We start from the raw sequence: 17,610 nt of genomic DNA, 5'->3' as shown, positions 1-17,610 counted from the left end.
ATAGAAGGAACGTGATCGTTCATGCCACAGCATTACTATCATCGCCCGCCAGGAACACGGCAACGTCCGGCTCCTCAAGGCCATCAGCAGGCTCGCACCTCAGCCTACGCCCCGTATGGAAATGTGCCGCGCTCTCTAAATGAAGCTCAGATCCAGCCGATGTACCCTGGGGTTAATCCGACTTACCCGGGCTTCGCCGAGGTTGAAGCTTCCGGTCTTGTACCCTATGGGCAGGGCGCACCCAGCGGAGGGCTTTATGGAAGCGACGTCGTGCCCGTTGCTCCAGTCGTTCCGACTCAAACCCCTGCCTCTTCAGGCAGCTCAGGCTTTTCTCTCGCCAACCTAGGTGAATTAAAAGGCATGATTGACCGCTTCGGCGGCATTGACGGCATTATGAACGGCGTGGCCAAAATGCAAAAGGTCGTTGGCGGTATTCAGCAGATGGCCCCGATGATGAAACTGGTGATGGGCATTCTGCCTTTTGGAAAAAATAAAAACAGTAGCAGCGAAGCCGACGCTGACTTCGAAGAATACTCGAAGCCGCGCCCGCGCAAACGCCGCAAAAAAACGACGGGCACACAGCGGAAACGCACCGCTTCTCCAGCTCGCCGAAAAACCGCAGCATCCAAACCGCGTCCCAAAAGACGCAAAAGTTAACTCTATTCAGGCACTCCCTTCACGAAGGCGGGTGCCTTAACCCTTTTCCTTTTGAATAACGAATACCAAGAACTTATGTTCTTATCCTGGAAAATGAGGTATACTAGAGATTACATATAAGGAGGCAGACCATGGAACTGTTCAAAGATAAATATACACCTGCTCTCATTGATCGAACTGCCAATCAATTGCGTCAGTTTTATCCAGAGTTACAAACACAGCAATTTCGTGAACTGGTTTTCGCTGAAGGCTGGGAATTTCTGGAGTTCAAAGCAAGGATTCGCCGAATTACGGAATCTTTGACCCAGGTTCTACCCGCCGATTACGAACAAGCCTTACATATTCTTGAACAGGCAGCTCCACAGTTGCGCGGTGTTGAGTACCTTTTTGTGCCTGATTTCATTGAAGTGAACGGACTTGCCCCCGATAAGTACGAGTTATCGATGAAATATCTTAAGGTATTCACACCTTATTCAAGTTCTGAATTTGCGGTGCGCCCGTTCATCCAGCGTTATCCGCTTAAGACGTTGAAACAGTTGATGGAATGGACAGAAAGCAGTGATGAGCATATTCGCAGGCTTGCCAGCGAAGGCAGCCGCCCTCGTTTGCCATGGGGAGCCAAGCTTGGGGATTTGATCGTTGATCCTACACCAACGCTTCCGATCCTGCATGCGCTCAGGCAGGATGAGTCCCTCTATGTACGAAAAAGTGTAGCGAATCATCTGAACGATATTTCCAAGGATCACCCTGATCTTGTTCTGGACTTAGCTCAAGCTTGGTACGGTCAGAACGCGCATACCGACTGGATTATCCGCCACGCAAGTCGTTCACTGCTGAAGAAAGGGCACCCTGTTGCACTGAGCCTGTTCGGCTATCACAAGCAGGAGGCTGTTCATATTGAAAACCTGAAGCTGGATCGGGATCAGATTGCCACGGGTGAGGATCTTCATTTTTCATTCGATGTGGTTAATACGAGCGGCGAACCGCAGATGCTGAGGCTTGAATATGAGATTGGTTATATGAAGGCTAACGGCAAACAGGCACCCAAACGTTTTAAGTGCTCGGACAAGATGTATGCAAACGGTCGCAGTACCGTCCATACCAAACAATCATTCAAACTCATTACGACACGTAAATATTACGCGGGACTGCATACGCTCACGATCGTTGTGAATGGGCAAGATACGGAAACCGTTTCTTTTGTGCTTAAGGTGGACTGAACGTCTAGATGGAAACTTCATTTTAGTTATGCACAAGTCTCTATGAGCAAATCACTTATGCACATGTGGATAGAAACGTAGACAAATCATAGCCGTCAGGCAACAAACAACCTTGGGGGCAACGTATATCGTTTGCCACAAGGTTCACCTGACGGCCTTTTTTTCTCTCTTTATTCATCAAGTAGTTATCCTGTTTATTTAAACCAGCCGCGCTTCACAAACCAGGCCACCATACAGCCTCCCAGGACAAACATCAGTAACAGTACCGCGCCGTACCCATACCTCCACTGAAGCTCCGGCATATGGGCGAAGTTCATGCCGTAAATCCCTGCAATTAGAGTGAGTGGCATAAATACCGTCGTAATGACCGTCAGTGTTTTCATAATCTGATTCATCCGATTCGAATTCAACGAAATATAGCTATCGCGCAAGTCTGCCGTCATCTCCCGATCAGCTTCTATCATATCTGTCAGTTTGAGCAGGTGGTCATAAATATCGGTGAAATATGCCGTATGTTCCCCTGTTCGCTGTACATGTTGCGAGTTAACGACCCGGTAAAGAAGATCCCGCATGGGGACAACAGTGCGTCTAAGCTTCAGGAGTCGACTGCGCAGGTCAAACACCTGATTCATCAATTCTTCTACTGACTCCTGACCACCCCGATTTTCCAGTTCAGCCAGCTCATCCTCAATAGCAAACAGTGATGGAAAATAATGATCGACCAGTTTGTCCATTACTGTATATGCTGCCGCCACCGGCCCTCTTGCCCAAATTGTACGCTCATGCGCGTGTTTCAGCAGTCTGTCCCAGGCTTCGTCCACTTCTTCCAATCTTCCATGATGGAATGACACCAGAAAGTTCTGTCCCAGAAACAGGTCCACCTCTTCTGCCTCAAGCGTGGCTGGATTCAGTGCATGCAACACAAGAAACTGCAGATTCTCATAGTAATCCAGCTTGGGACGTTGCAATACATGCAGACAGTCTTCAATGGCGAGTGGGTGAAAATGAAAATATGTATCCAGCAGCCGACTTTCTTCTTCGGTAGGCTGGTTGAAATCTGCCCATACCCAGGCATAATCGTGTAAATCCAGCTGTTCAAGCGGCATGTTTACCGTGACTTGATGATCCCGTGTAATCGCAAGTGTACGAATCATGGATTAGACCACGTCCTTGTCTCTTATCGAAGTTCTGATTTCATTGTACAACCTGGACAACAAAAAAAGCCAACCCTGTTGGCTTCTCTCATTTCCCCTATCCACAGTTCCCTGTATCCACAGGAAGGTTTCTTTTGGTTTATCATTCCACGGATGGCTATCCACATATCCAGCCTGTCCACATCTTCGTGCACAGGCATTTATTCAACTCATTGTATATTTATCCACATATCCCGATATTCACATCGTTATGAACAGGTTCGTCCTTCACTTACTGTATCCGATCGGGCGGATACTCGACTCTTCTGTTGATAACTATTTAGAAAATAATCCAGTACAACAGACCTGCAAGTGCTCCGGTAATTGGAATCGTAATAAACCACGTAATGATGATACGTCCAGCCAGTCCCCATTTTACAGCGGAGAAACGTTTCGCTGAACCTACACCCAGAATCGCCGATGTAATTGCGTGTGTCGTACTTACCGGAAGGTGCAGCAGTGTTGCTGAGAAAATAACGGAGGCAGCAGATAAGTCGGCCGCAAAGCCGTTAATTGGTTCGATTTTGAAAATTTTAGTCCCCATCGTTTTGATGATTTTCCAACCACCCACCGATGTCCCCAGGGCCATAGCTGTTGCTGCTGAAATTTTAACCCATAGTGGTACTTCAAGATGATCCTGTACCTTGGCCGCGACGAGTGCAAATGTAATAATCCCCATCGCCTTCTGTGCATCATTGGTACCATGCGTGAATGCCTGCAGGGCAGCCGTGAAGATCTGTACCGTACGGAAGCCTTTATTCACATTGTGTGGACTGCGTTTGGCAAACACATATTTAAGAATCATCATGACAATATAACCAATGGCAAAAGCAATCAGAGGTGACAACAGCAAACCTCCGACGATATCAATAAATCCAGTCCATTTCACTTTGTCCGAGCCTGCTCCAACGAGCACTGCACCCGCGAGCGCTCCGATCAACGCATGTGAAGAAGATGAAGGAATTCCAAACCACCAGGTAACCAAATTCCAGATGATCGCGGCAATCAAGGTGACGATGACAACCTCGATCCCGTTATCGAGCTTGGTGGGGTCCGTCACGCTCCCCCCAATCGTCTTCGCAACACCTGTAAACATCATCGCACCTACAAAGTTCATCACGGCCGCCAAAATAATGGCGCGGCGCGGCGTCAGTGCACGTGTGGATACCGATGTTGCAATGGCATTAGCCGTGTCGTGAAAACCGTTGATGAAGTCAAACGCCAGTGCAAGGAAGACGACTATACCTAATACCCAAATCGTTGTTTCCATTATTCTCTGGCTCCTTAAGAATTACGCATGATGATGGATTCAAGAACGTTCGCAACATGTTCGCAAGCATCCGTTGTTGTCTCAAGACGTTCGTAAATCTCTTTGCGCTTGATCAATTCAATCGGATCGGATACAGTAGCGAATAGATTCTTGATGCAGTTACGCAATACTTCGTCGCCTTGGTTTTCCAAATCATTCAGACGAATCGTATATTCACGAATCGCCAGCAATTTTTTCTGGGATAACAAATGAATCGCCTTCTGAATTTCGTAAGCCGATTCGCGCAAAATCTCTGCAAATTGAATGATATATTCGTCTGGTTCCACCAAATTGTACATATAGAAACGGGAAGCAGTTGCTTCAATTCCGTCCAATACGTCATCAAGAGTTGTTGTCAGTTCCATAATATCATCGCGTTCGATCGGCGTGATAAATGTTTTGTTGAGTTCTGTAATGATCGTGTGCACGTAGTCATCACATTGTGACTCGTACTTTTTCATTTCATTAGCAAAAAGAGTTACATCCTGAAGGTTGGAAACATGCTGGGAGAAATAATCTGCCGCTTGAACAACCGTATCTGCCATATTCTCCAGTGTTTCAAAAAATATGTCCTTCTTCTTCTTAATCTTCATAGCTCTATCCCCTCTTCGAGAAATTGCGCCGATAACCGATGAAACATGAAATGACAACCTTTGATATCTTATCATATTTGTTTCATGGTTTGTACAAAAGCTGCGATCCTTTTTTATATTCTTCTCATATTAACCTGAAATGAATCTTAAATATTTGGAATTATGGCAAAATCAGACTCATATTTTACACTGCGTTTACAAAACTCCACAAAAGTCGACGCGTGACCCAAAACAATTTTCATAAAAATCGCTATGATACGACAACACATCGTCACCCATTTTAGCCCTATTCATCGCTTTCTTTCATTTCAGTATTTCAAACGTGATTCATTACGTTGTTCCGACATTTGTATTTGGCCTATTATTGCTCCGTCAGCTTCACATGATCTGCAAACTGCGGATGGTTCGGCACAATGTTAATGAAGGTTTTCCCTGGTACGAGATTCACTTCACGCCCATCTTTGACGAAACGAATAATATCTCCCGCTTTTCTCACCCATTGCCCACGAATCATCTTGCCCTTCTGAAACAGCATCGCCTCTCCGCCATCATCCACGTTCACGGATAACCTGCCTACATCGTCGAGCACCTTATGGTCTGCCCCAGCAACAATGATATTGGCTGCACCAAGCTGATTACCGTTATCTTTATCCTGATCTGGCTTCCCGTTCACCGTTCTCATATATCGTCCGCTAACTTCATCATAATCATACGTAACTTTGTAACTATTCAATAAATAATGGAGTTCAAACTGCTTCACGCTCTCCCCAGTGGAGGTAGCTCCTGCCTCGTCATACTTGTACACAGGAGATTGGAATTCATGGCTGTACCCTTTCTTGTCCGTACCTTCTCTAAGCTTGTCCACAGATGTATATAGATTGTGAGGCGCTTTGCGTTCTTTGGAACGCCAGAAGTACGGCCCGCCATTCGAAATTTCGTCCATGTGCTGTTTCCGCTGTTTTTGCAAAATGGAATAGGCCTCCGGGCTGCCTCCGGCATGAATAAGCACCCCGTCATAACTTTCGCCAAGCTCAATCAGGTATGGACGAATGCTGCGTATTGGGCCGACGGTTTCTGCTCCACCTTCACTCTGAAAAATAGCAATGAAACGTGTAATGCCGCCTTCGGCAAGCACTTCAATGATAATATCCGCGGCGCTGAGTCCCGATTGGGGACGGGCGGCAGGTGCATTGTTGATCATGACCGCCAGAGGCCGCAAAGTTGGAGCTTTCTCCACAGCAAGTCCTGTAAAAGGTGCGATGAAGGCAGAACCAGCGGGTTCCTCCACCGGTTTCTCTTCCTGAATCGGTTCGGGCACAGGCTTCGGCTGAGGAATCTGGGCAGCCTCCTTATTCTGGCAAGCAGCAATACTAACGGCAAGGAGACAGATCGATGCAGCTGATAAAGCTTTGTTCCAAGAAAAAAACTTCAATATAGGACCTCCTTGAACGATTTGGCTGACTTTCTTCTACTCGTCATGTGATATTCCTCTCATGCAGGCAACCATCTCACGTATTTCTTTCCATTTAATCACAACGTTTCCGTTTTGTCTGCGTCTTCCAAGCCTTGTCCTGTCTCAAAAGTTATCTTTGAACCATGAAATAAGCAAATAAATATGTCCTAAATGTGAACTTCTCAAACCTTACTTAAAATTTGAACTAGATTGTGATTTTAATCACAAACAAAACACCTTTTCGAATATACAATAAAGACATCAAAGGTGATCACTTAGAAAAACAAAAACAACACACTAGATTCCATAAAAGGAGTGGTTTATATGTTCAGCTTCAACCAATGGCTTAGAGAAAACAAAGTGGCAATGTGGATTTTAACAGTACTTCGGGTGTATATCGGTTATGACTGGATGACTCACGGATGGAGCAAATTGACTGGCGGATTCCAAGCTGGCGGGTTCCTCACAGGAGCACTTGAAAAAGCAACAGGCGATCATCCAGCCGTTCAAGCTTGGTGGGCAACGTTCCTTGAAAAGTTCGCCATTCCGAATGCCGGATTGTTCGACTTCGTGATCCCGCTCGGTGAATTCCTGGTAGGTTTGGGACTCATTCTTGGATGCTTCACAACACTGGCAGCTCTGATGGCGATGGTCATGAACTTCGCGTTCCTCTTCTCGGGTACAGTAAGCACGAATGCTCAACTGGTAGTGATGGAAATCTTCATCGTCGTAGCTGGTGCAAACGCTGGTAAAATCGGTCTGGATCACTGGGTACTGCCTTACCTTCGCGGGTTGTTCAAAAAGGACAGAACTATTCAGCCAACAGACACGCCAACCATTACACCAACGAAGAGAACAGCTTAAACGCTAAAATAATAAGAAATTCGGCCCTGCTCCCTCCCCTTGGAGCAGGGCTTTTTATTGCATGATTTTCATTCGTTTGTTCAGAACCTGACTAACTATGCTGATCGGCTCTTATTACCAATCATTCTTCCATCTTCAACCATTGTGCATTCAAGTCTCTACACTTGCTCACCAGTAGAATCCCATATTATGATGGTTATAAAGTCTAACAAACCAAAGGAGTATCCCTATGCCGACGCAGCGCCGTCTCGAAACCGACGCCGATTTTCAGGAAGCCATGACCTTAAAACATAAAATCCGGGTATTCAAAGATAACCACCAGATCGACTCCGGAGGTATCATCATTCGTTTTGACGAGAAAACCGTTGTTGTTCAATCCAGTGTCAGTGAACTGGCCTATCACTCACGTACCGAATGTGAGTTGTTCGAACTTCGCAAATAATCCTAAACAGTTCGTATACAGAAGGTACCTCACTATATAACAACGCTATACTGCTCTCTGAACACCAAAACCAAAAAAAGGTTCCATGCAGTCAATCAACTGACCGCAGGAACCTTTTTGCTTATTTATATTCATAGTACTGTATTCTTCATTTCGCCATCTGGATCAATCTTTTCTGTTCTCATCTGCTTCCAGTTATAAGCCGTCGCCAAACTGCCAGCAATTCAGACTTAACGTGCCGCAGGCATACGACTGAAATAATCGCTTCGCTGTGCGAGACATATCTGCTGTGCCCATTGCGTAGAACAATGGCGCCAGATGTTCCATGCCATAAGACGGAACGGCAGTCCGAGAATGAGGGGCTTTTTTGTCATACAAAAACAATTCTCTGGTATTCCATTGCTCTAAACGCTCAGCGAGCCAGTCATCGAACTCTGCGGCCCAATCCTGCGGCTCATCATCCTGTGCCAGCATTCTCAGGTTATGCACTGTTCCACCACTGCCGATGATCAGCACGTTATCATGTCTGAGCTGCTCCAGCATGCGCCCGATATCATACTGCTCTTGCGGGGAACGGAGCGAATCCACCGATACAGCAATAACCGGAACGTTCGCTTCAGGGTACATATGAAGCAGCGGCACCCATACGCCATGATCCAGTCCACGCTCACGAACAGGTCGATGTGGCAAGTTGCTACGGGAGAATAACGCACAAATCTCGCTCGCAACATCGGTCTGCCCGACTGCAGGGTATTGTATGTTATACAACGCTGAAGGGTATCCGTAAAAATCATGCAAGGTCTGATGGGACTCATCCATCGTCACCGAAGGCTCGGGACAGTCCCAGTGTGCGGTGAATACAACGATGGCCTTTGGAGCCGGCAGCCTGTCTCCAAGCTCGTTCAAAAATTGAGTGTAATCACTGCTCTCCAACGCCAGCGTAGGAGAACCATGCGCAATGAATAGTGCAGGTAATGTCATCGCTGCCAACCTCCAGACACGGATAGGATGCTTACCTTTCTATTTTACCCCGAAGCAAGCGCTTTTCCAAGTTAATACCCGTGACTTTTGAATGATGACGTAAGGCTTATCGCTTAGATCATCCAGTGTTGCCAGTTCTCTTCAATCTTCTGACGCTCTCCGAGCCATTCTCTCGTACGTGTGATCAGTTGTTCACGCTCCTTACCAGATGAAAAGGTATGATTGCCCTGGAAAATGATTTCCTTGTCGCAGCGCCCTTCCTGGCGCATCCAGAACACTTTTTGATACAAGAATGCATAATCCACAGGAATGACTTCATCCGAAGTACCGTGCACAACCAGCACATCTCCACCGAATTTCACAGCTTCCTGGAATGGCTGATGCTCTGCCAAAGAGTCAAAGAATTTAGGCGTAAATTTATAACCAAGATAATCGGCAGCCCCTGTTCTCACACCCTCGTCATACACATCCCTACCCGTAATCTTCACGATATCGTTGAACGGATAACCGACAGCGGACCACATGACGAGATTTTTAACCCGTTTGTCACGTACAGCAGTCAACAGCGCAACAGCTCCACCCAAGCTATGTCCGATCAGAGTCACACGTGTAGGGTCGACATCACTGCAGTTCACAGCATAATCCAGCACAGAACGAGTCTGCAGTATCATGGATTCTAATCCTTCTGCTCCGTACTCCCCGCTGCTCTCTCCGCAACCAATATAATCGAAACGCAGCACCAGATATCCGTCTTCCGCGAGTTCACGAGCTGTCTTCACAAACAATCGGTCCACTCCAATTCGACTCCCCACAAAGCCGTGGCATATGACAGCCAGAGGCACACGTTGCTGACGTGTCTCCTCTTTAATATCTTTGACAACCGGATAGTGAATGGTCGCAGTTAACTCCTCTTCCCCGTGACGAATGCTGATCTGACGTTCCATACGGATTTCCCCTTTCGATGACGACCTTGCGCCTAATTCATTGTTATATAATCAACGTATTTCAATCAATTATGTTTAATCCGATAAGTTTAGTAAGTATTAATAAGATATTAGTATATTATCATTCCCTCACCTGCAAGTCAACGCGAGAAATGACCCCATTATTTTATGCACAACTGTTCTCTTTTCGTACGCCTTATCTCGCAAAAAAGAGCCAAGCTGCATTCAGCCGGGCTCCAAATATTCCTGATCAATTCCTGTATCCTTGCGTTATATCTGCACGATCCTACTCATAGCTCCTGCGAAACATCGCATGAGTCTCAATACGTCCGTTCCATTCATGCTGCTGACCTGCTCCCTCATTGTCCCAGAAGCTTCTACCCTGCCAGTTATCATCATTCAGCTCTTCGCCGAACTCTGTATCCTCCACGGTATCTTCCATCGGCACCACTTCATCCACGATACCACGGGAATTACTGTTAAGCAGCATCTTTCGTGTCAGATCTGATTGTTTATCCATGCTAACCACACTCCTATCCACCATTTCAGTTTGGAAATGCTACTATTGTGATGGATTGGGCAGCTCTTTATTCATGGTTCACAGAATCGTTGCTTCTTCCAACCAAGCTATGTATATTCACCCCTTCACAGGGGAAAATAAAACCAAAATCACAGGTATGCCTGTCCAGGAGACCTGTTACCGAAAGGAATGAACTCATGGCACATCTACTCGGATGGATTCAGCATCATGGAAAACTGGTGCTCTTATGCACCTGTGTTGTGTTAGCCTGTATCGGGCTATGGGTGAATCACAAGCAGTTGTTTTATAAGGAATGACTTTGCGAAAAGAGAACCCTTCCCGTATACTAAAATATCGTCAGGGTCTTCATGGAGTGAAGATCATAACGTGTGAGACAGGGGGAGCAAGCATTGGGGATTTCCTATAAAAAGCTGAAAGAAATACAAAATCGGCAAATCACAGAGATGAGCCGTATGACACCAGACAACGTTAAATTGTATAACCAGATCAGCACCATCGCAAGGCAAGCGCCAGCAGACGAGAAAACACAGGAAGAATGGATTCTCGCTGCGGGAAAAGCCATCGTACAAGCACAGAAAGATAACAAATCTGCACGCGAGTTGTACGGCTCTGATCTGCAACAGGATATTTATACCCAACTTGGATTAAGCCAGTCAGATACATATGCGCAATCAGGGGCAAGCACAGGGAAAGATTCAATCAGGGAAAACCGTAGCGGAAGTGTCCATCCCGAAAAAAATCAGGGTTATCGGAAACAACATTCCCAATCTGCTGGAGGTTCTAAAAAGAACATCAAGGCCAGCATCGCTCAGTCTGCCGACCACTCGGATACACCAGAGCCTGTGAAACGGACGCCAAAATGGTATGTGATGATTGCCTGGGCAGCCATATCCGTTGTCCTGTTCATTCAGGGCTGTGCAGGACTATTCTTCAGCTTAACAGACGGCGATACGGAGGCGTTCGAGCATATCAGCCTATTCTCTCTCATCATTGCCGCCGTAGGGGGGATTGCGCTCGTGGAGATGTTGCGCCGATTAGCGGAACGCCCGGATGACCAAGGAGCAGACAAACATGTCATGCCAAAAATTAACGTTCGGGGCATCATCATTTATATTGTTGTCGTTGTGCTTGTTCTCTTTGTCGGTTATCCACTTCGGGATAAACTTCCTGTGTTCTACATGGCTCCGTGGGTTAGCGCCGTCATTGGTATGGTTGGTCTAGTTTTAATCAGGCCTCTCTTTGGCCAAAAAAAGCAGGCATGACCGCAGGATGCACTTTTGAATGTGCTTGTTTCCATATCGTTTTGGGAGAACCCATGATCTCCAGCAAGATCGTGGTTCACACAGATACTCTTTTACTTTATGAGCAATTTCGTCTAAGAGACCGTCAGGTCTCTTTTTTTATTGCAGATTCGTATTTTATTTGTGACGGGGGTGAAGGTTCTGCTCCAGTCTGAGCTGATTGCGTAGTTTGATGCCTTTGCCTGGCGTTTCCCCGAATTCACGCTTGAACATACGAATAAAATAATTCACTTCCATGCCTACATTCTCCGCAGCTTCCTTCACACTAGCCTCAGGATGTTCGTTAAGCCAATCCAGTCCCTTTTGTAAACGCCAGCGCTGCATGTACTGATGTCCAGTCACCCCATAATGCTGATGGAATAAACGATTCAAATGCTGCACAGAGTATCCTACCGCCTCTGCTATATGTTTAAATAACAGATCGTCCTGATAATGAGCCTGCATCAAGACGATTGCCCGGTTGAGTCCCTCCAGACCAGCTTCCGAATTCCCATGTACATGTGAACCTGAACCGCTGCTCTCTCGCGCTGGACTGCCTGTCCTGACAGACAGTTGCCCAGTATTTCCCTGCCTCTCTGAAGAAACGGAACCGGCTGGGGCTATAGCCTGAGCGATCTCCAGAATAAGTTGGTAGATCAAAGTGGACATTTGCCACATCGACACCCCGCCCTGATCCAACACCTTCCACAGTTCCGTCATCTGTGACCAAATCAGATCAAACCCGGTTAATGTACAAGGTTTCCCGCACATGATGCCTGTCGCCCGAAGTACTGAATTCGCTGATTCGCCGCCGATTCCTATAAACCCCAGCTCTCCACCCGTTCTTGTATGTGCGATATACTCATGAGCAATGCCCGGTTCCAAAGCAAACAGCTGCCCTGTGCCCATTACGATCGTTCCTCTGCCAGAAATATTAAACTGTCCTCCACCATCACGTGCCAAAAATAACTGATACACCGGAAATCCCCCCGGTCGATGCAGTCCTTTCTCTTCCTGTGTGCCCACACCGTACAAATAAAGCGGCATCCGGGCATCTGGTTGCCCCGTCAAACGAAAAGGTAACATTGCATCCTTCCTTTCGGCTCATGAGCTAGTCCGCTCTATGACTTCTATTATCCATGGTTTGATCCAAGACCAGCAATGGCCTTAGGAACCTATTTGAGCATATCTAAATATGGAAAAATAAGGACATTGGTCATACAGAGAGCAATTCCCCTTGCTTGGCATTAACGGCTGCAAAGAAAAACTCCCTTTCCAAGGATGGAAAGGGAGTTGAAGCATTACCATTCTATCGACTAACTCTGTGCCGTCTGTAAAGGTCGAAGCTGACTGTCCTTTATTCGTTCGGGATAGATGACTTGAAATCACATTCATTTATTTACTGCGGAGGAGTTGATTGTGTAGCTGCTGGAGCTTTTTCGAGCTTAAATGCTTCAGATGGATTAGAGATCGTACTTCTGTTGGTTGTTGTATTAGACGCAACTGACAGAATATATACGGTGTACTCTTCTCCCTCCACAAGACTAGCCCCTGAAGTATCTCTAGCATTGGTATTCAAAGTAACTTCAACCGCTTTTGGATCTCCTACTGAATAGTTACTGCTGGAAGCAGCTGTAGCCGGATCAACAGCTCCTCTTCCCTTCACAATATACAATTGATATGAGGAGATGCCAGTTTCACTAGATGGTTTGATGAAGGTCAACTTGTAGATTGCTTCAGTTACAGTACTTGATTTTTGTAGACCAGTAATAACGGCTGCTTGAACAGATTGTACTATGTTACTAATACTAAATTCGTCGGAAGCAACGGAAAGACTTGATGAACGAGTAGCACTGTCGGATACAGACATAATAAACACTCTATACTTTTTCCCGATCTCGATAGATTTATTATTAATATCCCGGTATCCATCGCTCAATGCGAACGTAGTGCCTGCACTACTTTTATCCAAATCATTATAATAATTAATGTTCATCGCTGTATTTAGCGTAAAACCAGGTACCTGATCTGCTGGGACAATAAACAGACGATATTTGGCAATGCCTGTTTCATTCGATGCTTTGGCAAAATTTACAGTTACATCAGAAGCGTTACCCGCTTGTTGTCCCTGATTTTTAACCGCTACACTTACACTGCCCACTGCTGTTACAGGAGAAGCACTACCTAATTTAACCACAGGCGATGCTGAAGACAGCGCGCTGGATTGAGATGAATTATTATTCACCGCCAGGACGAATACCCGATAATCAACATTATCGCCAATAAGGCTGCCGTCCGTTGCTCTAGCATCACTTGCTAATGTGAAAGCCTGATTACTCCCACTTTTACTTCTATACGTGTAGAAGCCGTTATTCAATGCAGCATTCAGATTAAAGCTTCCAACAGCCGTATTTTTCACAACAAACACACGATAATGATTCACATTGTTCTCATCTGTTGACCGGTTGAATGTTACACGCAGATCACTGCCATTCCCATTATCCGCGACATCGGTTGCACTCACACTGGTCGGTGCGATAACCGTTGCATTTGGTGTTAGCGTAATTTGAGCCGAAGATGAGGAAAGTGCGTTCTGACTCCAGTTCCCGTTACTATTTACGGACAGAACAAATACACGATAAGCGTTGTAGTTCGTAATTCTATAGCCATTGGTATCAACCGAGTTACTCGAAAGTGTTACGGTCAGATTACCACCTGTTTTATTCACTTGTGTATAATTGTTCGACGCATTCGCAGCATTCAGGTTGAAACTTCCTACGTTATTGGCAGGTACGACGAATACTCGATAGTGAGAAACATTGGACTCATCGCTTGCTTTGCTAAACGACACACGCAGGTCAGATCCATTTCCGTTATCCGCAATATCTGTAACAGACAGGTTCGTTGCCACACCTGCATTGCTATTGGAGGTCAATCTCAAGACATTTGAAGAAGCTGACAACGCATGGGTGTAGTTGTTCTGCTGATTGCCTGCTGCCATGACAAAGATGCGATAATCCTGCAGGTTTGTGATGTTATAACCACTGGTATCCCGCATATTTGATGGCAATGTAACCACGAGGTTATTACCTGTTTTGTTCACGGTGTAATATAAACTGGAAGACAGATTACTTGCTGTAGGCAAGTTAAAGCTGCTGGCTACCGAGTTGCGTACAACAAACACACGGTAATTCGTTATCTTCGACTCATCCGATACACGGTTAAAGCTTACCTGAATATCGCGTCCATCACCATAATCCGAGATGTCTCTCACTTGTGTAATGACCGGAGCCGGAGTTGTGTTCAAGGACAACGTCAGGGAAGAAGAAGCCGCAGACAACTTGTTATCTGTTGCTGTATTCGCACTTACAGACATAATATAAACAACGTACGCCGTTCCATTTTTGATCAACTCGCCCGAAGTATCCCGCGTCGAAGAGTTCAGTGTGCTTTTGACCGTGCTGGAATTCCCTTTATTGATAGTCGTGGAATTTGTGCTGGATACCTTGCTCGCAGCAGCCTGGTTAAATGAGGATGCGTCCTTCGCTTTCACAACAAATGCACGGTAATTCGTAATATTCGAATTGGTGCTTGGCTGTGTGAAGTTGATCTCCAGATCCCTTCCGTCTCCGTTATCACTAACATCAGCAATACGCAGTCCCGTCACAGCTTGAACAGAAGGCTTCACCTGGTTCAGCTTCAGAACCTGTGAAGACCAACCTAAATAGTTTTGGTAGTTATTGTTGCTGTTGCCTACAGTCAGTACATACAATCGGTAGGTTTCATTGCTATTCAGCAGATCACCGTTGACGTCGCGTGTCTGAGCATTAAGTGTCAGCTTCGGGTTGGTGCCATTTGGTGTTATTGAAGTGTAGTTCGCAGGAGATACGGCCGAAGCAACGGATTCTTTAAAGCTGTTGGTATCCCCACTTTTGACCAGCATTACCCTGTAAGCTGACACTGTTCTTTCTGACTTTGCACGTGTGAAGCTTACTGTCAGGTCACGGCCATCTCCGTTACCGCCAGATACTGATCCGTAAATATTCCAAGCGGAAAACTGTGTATCATCAACCGGCGTTTCAGGTGTATATGTGGTTTTAACATCCACACGCTGACTGCGTGAGTTCCAGAATACTTTTTCCCCAAAAGCTTCGCTCACAAAACGAATGGGCACCATGGTACTGCCCTTAATCGTACTCGCAGGAACATCCATCACATTCAATTGACCATTGATATATGCAGCCTTGGAACCAAGTGTTAATGTCACTTCTTGATCCCCACGGGTTGCTGTAATGGTTTTCGTTCTATTGTTGAACTGCACTTCCGCGTCAATTCCTTCAAAGATCGAACGGAGTGGAACGAGTACACGTCCAGCCTTCATCACAGGGGCTTGAACCGCTGGCACCTCTGTACCGTTAATATAAATGCTGATTCTTGCGGCTGCATCCATCACCGATGTTGGCAGTGCAGACATAAGCATGGCTGATACAGCCAGTGCTGACATCACTTTTTTGACTTGATTTCCTCCCGCTTTCCTCATAAACCTATCCCCATTCTCCTATAATTGGTACACTCTTATAGTTAGCTGTTCATTTCAGTAATTCCTGTATTTACCTATGCACAACTAAGACGTTCCGAATCGTTAAAAGGTTTCCGGTTCCCCCAAAATTATTTTCGCAGAAACTTTGGCCTTGCATCCACCTGCAAAGGTTAAAATTAACAGAAGAATTTGTCACCATTCCGAAACCACTTCTTGTGCCAATTGCTTTAATCTGTGGGTAATAGTGAGTCAAGTCTACATCTGGGTTATATATTTAACGATTAACAGGATACGCCCTCACTTTTACATGAGGTACCTTGACTTCATCCTTATCTATCCATTCCAGAATTACAGGAGGTTTATATCTATGGCGTCATCTTTGTATTCTTATAAAAAGAAAGGTATGCGCACGCTGCTTACGGCCACGGCTATTGCTTTATTGTTACAAACGGCTGTTTCCCCAGTCTCTGGCATCGCTTCTGCTGCACCTGCTGCGAATACCAAAGTAACATCAGCCAATTCGACCGCAATCTACAAATCCTTTCAGAACATGCTTTACAAAAAAAATGGCCTGCCCGCGGCAGACCGTTACCTGGAGTCTAAAATCAGCCAGGTGACCCCAAATCATGCAACTCTGATGGTGCTCCAATTGGAAAATGCCCGCTTCAAAGCGCTAACGGCCATAACGGATCGCATGCTTGTGCCCAATGTTCAGGATCAGATGCAGAAAATATACAAGTGGAATGACAGCTTCACCCAGCTGATGTCACGCACCAAAGACACGAGTCTTCGTTCACTTTTGCAGCAGGCCAGAGACAGTGGTTATCGTCTTACGGTGATCGAGGGTTCTCTCTATCCAATCATGAATTATGCCGCTTTTGAAAAATATACTTCTTATGTAAATCAAGATATCAAACAGTACATCCGCATCATGGCAGTCGAAACGAGCAATATCGCCTCTGAAGATGGGGGCCTCATGATCGGATATCAGGATATGCTGAACCGTGCGCTGAATCAGGAGCGGTTCCTGAATGACTTCCCTAAGTCTAACCGGAAAAACCAGGTACAGATGTTGATGAATGAATACACCTTGTACACCTTTTACGGGCTCGATAATACCCCCCTGTTCGATTATGACACCAACATAATGGAAGCAAATGCTCAAAAAGGTTACAAAGCTGTTTTACAGCGTAACTCAACCGAGGACAGTGCTTTTTTGAAAAAACTGAATGCGTTCATGGATGTCGTCGCTGAATCCAAGTTTGAAAAAACGGAGGCTGTCGACAAATGGCTGGAACAGAACGTATCTAGGGATGAATATCTGCCGCAGTACGGTGAATAAAAGTTTTAGATAAATCTAACGGTGACAATCAGCTGATTGCCTGGATAAGTTGGAGGGTGAGCAAGGGAGTTTGCGTTGGATTTAGGTTAAAAAAAATTCTAACGATCATCACGGACCTTATTTGGCCAGTTTAGAGGTATGCAGCAATGTAACGATCACCAGAGACGCTATTTCATCTACATTGAGAAAAAACAATGATTGCTCGTCTGAAATGGGGAAATAACGTTTCTCCCGATCGTTAGAATTTTAAA

15 protein-coding genes are annotated in these 17,610 nt (G+C 45.8%); 6 read left to right on the top strand and 9 right to left on the bottom strand.

What is annotated here, in order from left to right; translation table 11 throughout:
• Positions 1 to 21 precede the first annotated feature (21 nt).
• Positions 22 to 657, top strand: coding sequence for a tyrosine protein kinase (locus EC604_RS14360; protein ID WP_123064812.1), 636 nt, complete (start codon positions 22 to 24; stop codon positions 655 to 657).
• A gap of 131 nt (positions 658 to 788) precedes the next feature.
• Positions 789 to 1,877, top strand: a complete 1,089-nt coding sequence (locus tag EC604_RS14355) for a DNA alkylation repair protein (protein ID WP_123064811.1) — start codon at positions 789 to 791, stop codon at positions 1,875 to 1,877.
• A 194-nt stretch (positions 1,878 to 2,071) separates the two neighbouring features.
• Here the strand turns inward: EC604_RS14355 and corA are convergent, their stop codons facing one another.
• The 4 genes from corA to EC604_RS14335 all read right to left on the bottom strand — a co-directional run bounded on the left by corA (position 2,072) and on the right by EC604_RS14335 (position 6,404).
• Entirely contained in the window at positions 2,072 to 3,031 is a 960-nt protein-coding gene (corA, locus tag EC604_RS14350) for a magnesium/cobalt transporter CorA (protein WP_123064810.1), read from the bottom strand.
• A gap of 319 nt (positions 3,032 to 3,350) precedes the next feature.
• The gene (locus EC604_RS14345) at positions 3,351 to 4,340 is read right to left on the bottom strand and encodes an inorganic phosphate transporter (protein ID WP_123064809.1); all 990 of its coding nucleotides are present in this window, start codon (positions 4,338 to 4,340) and stop codon (positions 3,351 to 3,353) included.
• 14 nt (positions 4,341 to 4,354) lie between these two features.
• The gene (locus EC604_RS14340; RefSeq protein WP_123064808.1) at positions 4,355 to 4,972 is read right to left on the bottom strand and encodes a DUF47 domain-containing protein; all 618 of its coding nucleotides are present in this window, start codon (positions 4,970 to 4,972) and stop codon (positions 4,355 to 4,357) included.
• Between the two features lie 361 nt (positions 4,973 to 5,333).
• Entirely contained in the window at positions 5,334 to 6,404 is a 1,071-nt protein-coding gene (locus EC604_RS14335) for a DUF3048 domain-containing protein (protein WP_123064807.1), read from the bottom strand.
• A 345-nt stretch (positions 6,405 to 6,749) separates the two neighbouring features.
• On the opposite strand from EC604_RS14335, the gene EC604_RS14330 reads away from it, so the two are divergent.
• Positions 6,750 to 7,289: a DoxX family protein gene (locus EC604_RS14330; protein ID WP_123064806.1), complete on the top strand. Its 540-nt coding sequence runs from the start codon at positions 6,750 to 6,752 to the stop codon at positions 7,287 to 7,289.
• Positions 7,290 to 7,518: 229 nt separating this feature from the next.
• Positions 7,519 to 7,731, top strand: a complete 213-nt coding sequence (locus tag EC604_RS14325) for a hypothetical protein (RefSeq protein ID WP_123064805.1) — start codon at positions 7,519 to 7,521, stop codon at positions 7,729 to 7,731.
• A 195-nt stretch (positions 7,732 to 7,926) separates the two neighbouring features.
• Here the strand turns inward: EC604_RS14325 and EC604_RS14320 are convergent, their stop codons facing one another.
• The 3 genes from EC604_RS14320 to EC604_RS14310 all read right to left on the bottom strand — a co-directional run bounded on the left by EC604_RS14320 (position 7,927) and on the right by EC604_RS14310 (position 10,176).
• Positions 7,927 to 8,712, bottom strand: a complete 786-nt coding sequence (locus EC604_RS14320; protein WP_123064804.1) for a DODA-type extradiol aromatic ring-opening family dioxygenase — start codon at positions 8,710 to 8,712, stop codon at positions 7,927 to 7,929.
• Positions 8,713 to 8,825: 113 nt separating this feature from the next.
• A complete protein-coding gene (locus EC604_RS14315) occupies positions 8,826 to 9,656 on the bottom strand; it encodes an alpha/beta hydrolase (RefSeq protein WP_123064803.1) in 831 nt (276 codons plus the stop codon).
• Positions 9,657 to 9,942: 286 nt separating this feature from the next.
• The gene (locus EC604_RS14310) at positions 9,943 to 10,176 is read right to left on the bottom strand and encodes a hypothetical protein (protein ID WP_123064802.1); all 234 of its coding nucleotides are present in this window, start codon (positions 10,174 to 10,176) and stop codon (positions 9,943 to 9,945) included.
• Positions 10,177 to 10,586: 410 nt separating this feature from the next.
• On the opposite strand from EC604_RS14310, the gene EC604_RS14305 reads away from it, so the two are divergent.
• The gene (locus EC604_RS14305) at positions 10,587 to 11,459 is read left to right on the top strand and encodes a hypothetical protein (RefSeq protein WP_123064801.1); all 873 of its coding nucleotides are present in this window, start codon (positions 10,587 to 10,589) and stop codon (positions 11,457 to 11,459) included.
• A gap of 156 nt (positions 11,460 to 11,615) precedes the next feature.
• Here the strand turns inward: EC604_RS14305 and EC604_RS14300 are convergent, their stop codons facing one another.
• Positions 11,616 to 12,563 (bottom strand): AraC family transcriptional regulator, encoded by a 948-nt coding sequence (locus tag EC604_RS14300; RefSeq protein WP_123064800.1) that lies wholly within the window; start codon positions 12,561 to 12,563, stop codon positions 11,616 to 11,618.
• A 313-nt stretch (positions 12,564 to 12,876) separates the two neighbouring features.
• Positions 12,877 to 16,017 (bottom strand): copper amine oxidase N-terminal domain-containing protein, encoded by a 3,141-nt coding sequence (locus tag EC604_RS14295; RefSeq protein WP_123064799.1) that lies wholly within the window; start codon positions 16,015 to 16,017, stop codon positions 12,877 to 12,879.
• Between the two features lie 367 nt (positions 16,018 to 16,384).
• Between EC604_RS14295 and EC604_RS14290 the strand changes: the two genes are divergently transcribed.
• Positions 16,385 to 17,359, top strand: coding sequence for a hypothetical protein (locus EC604_RS14290; RefSeq protein ID WP_123064798.1), 975 nt, complete (start codon positions 16,385 to 16,387; stop codon positions 17,357 to 17,359).
• Positions 17,360 to 17,610: the final 251 nt, after the last annotated feature.

This window comes from Paenibacillus amylolyticus, from assembly GCF_003719335.1.
In the GTDB taxonomy this organism is placed as follows: Bacteria; Bacillota; Bacilli; order Paenibacillales; family Paenibacillaceae; genus Paenibacillus; species Paenibacillus amylolyticus_D.
This window is presented reverse-complemented; position numbering and strand designations above follow the sequence as displayed.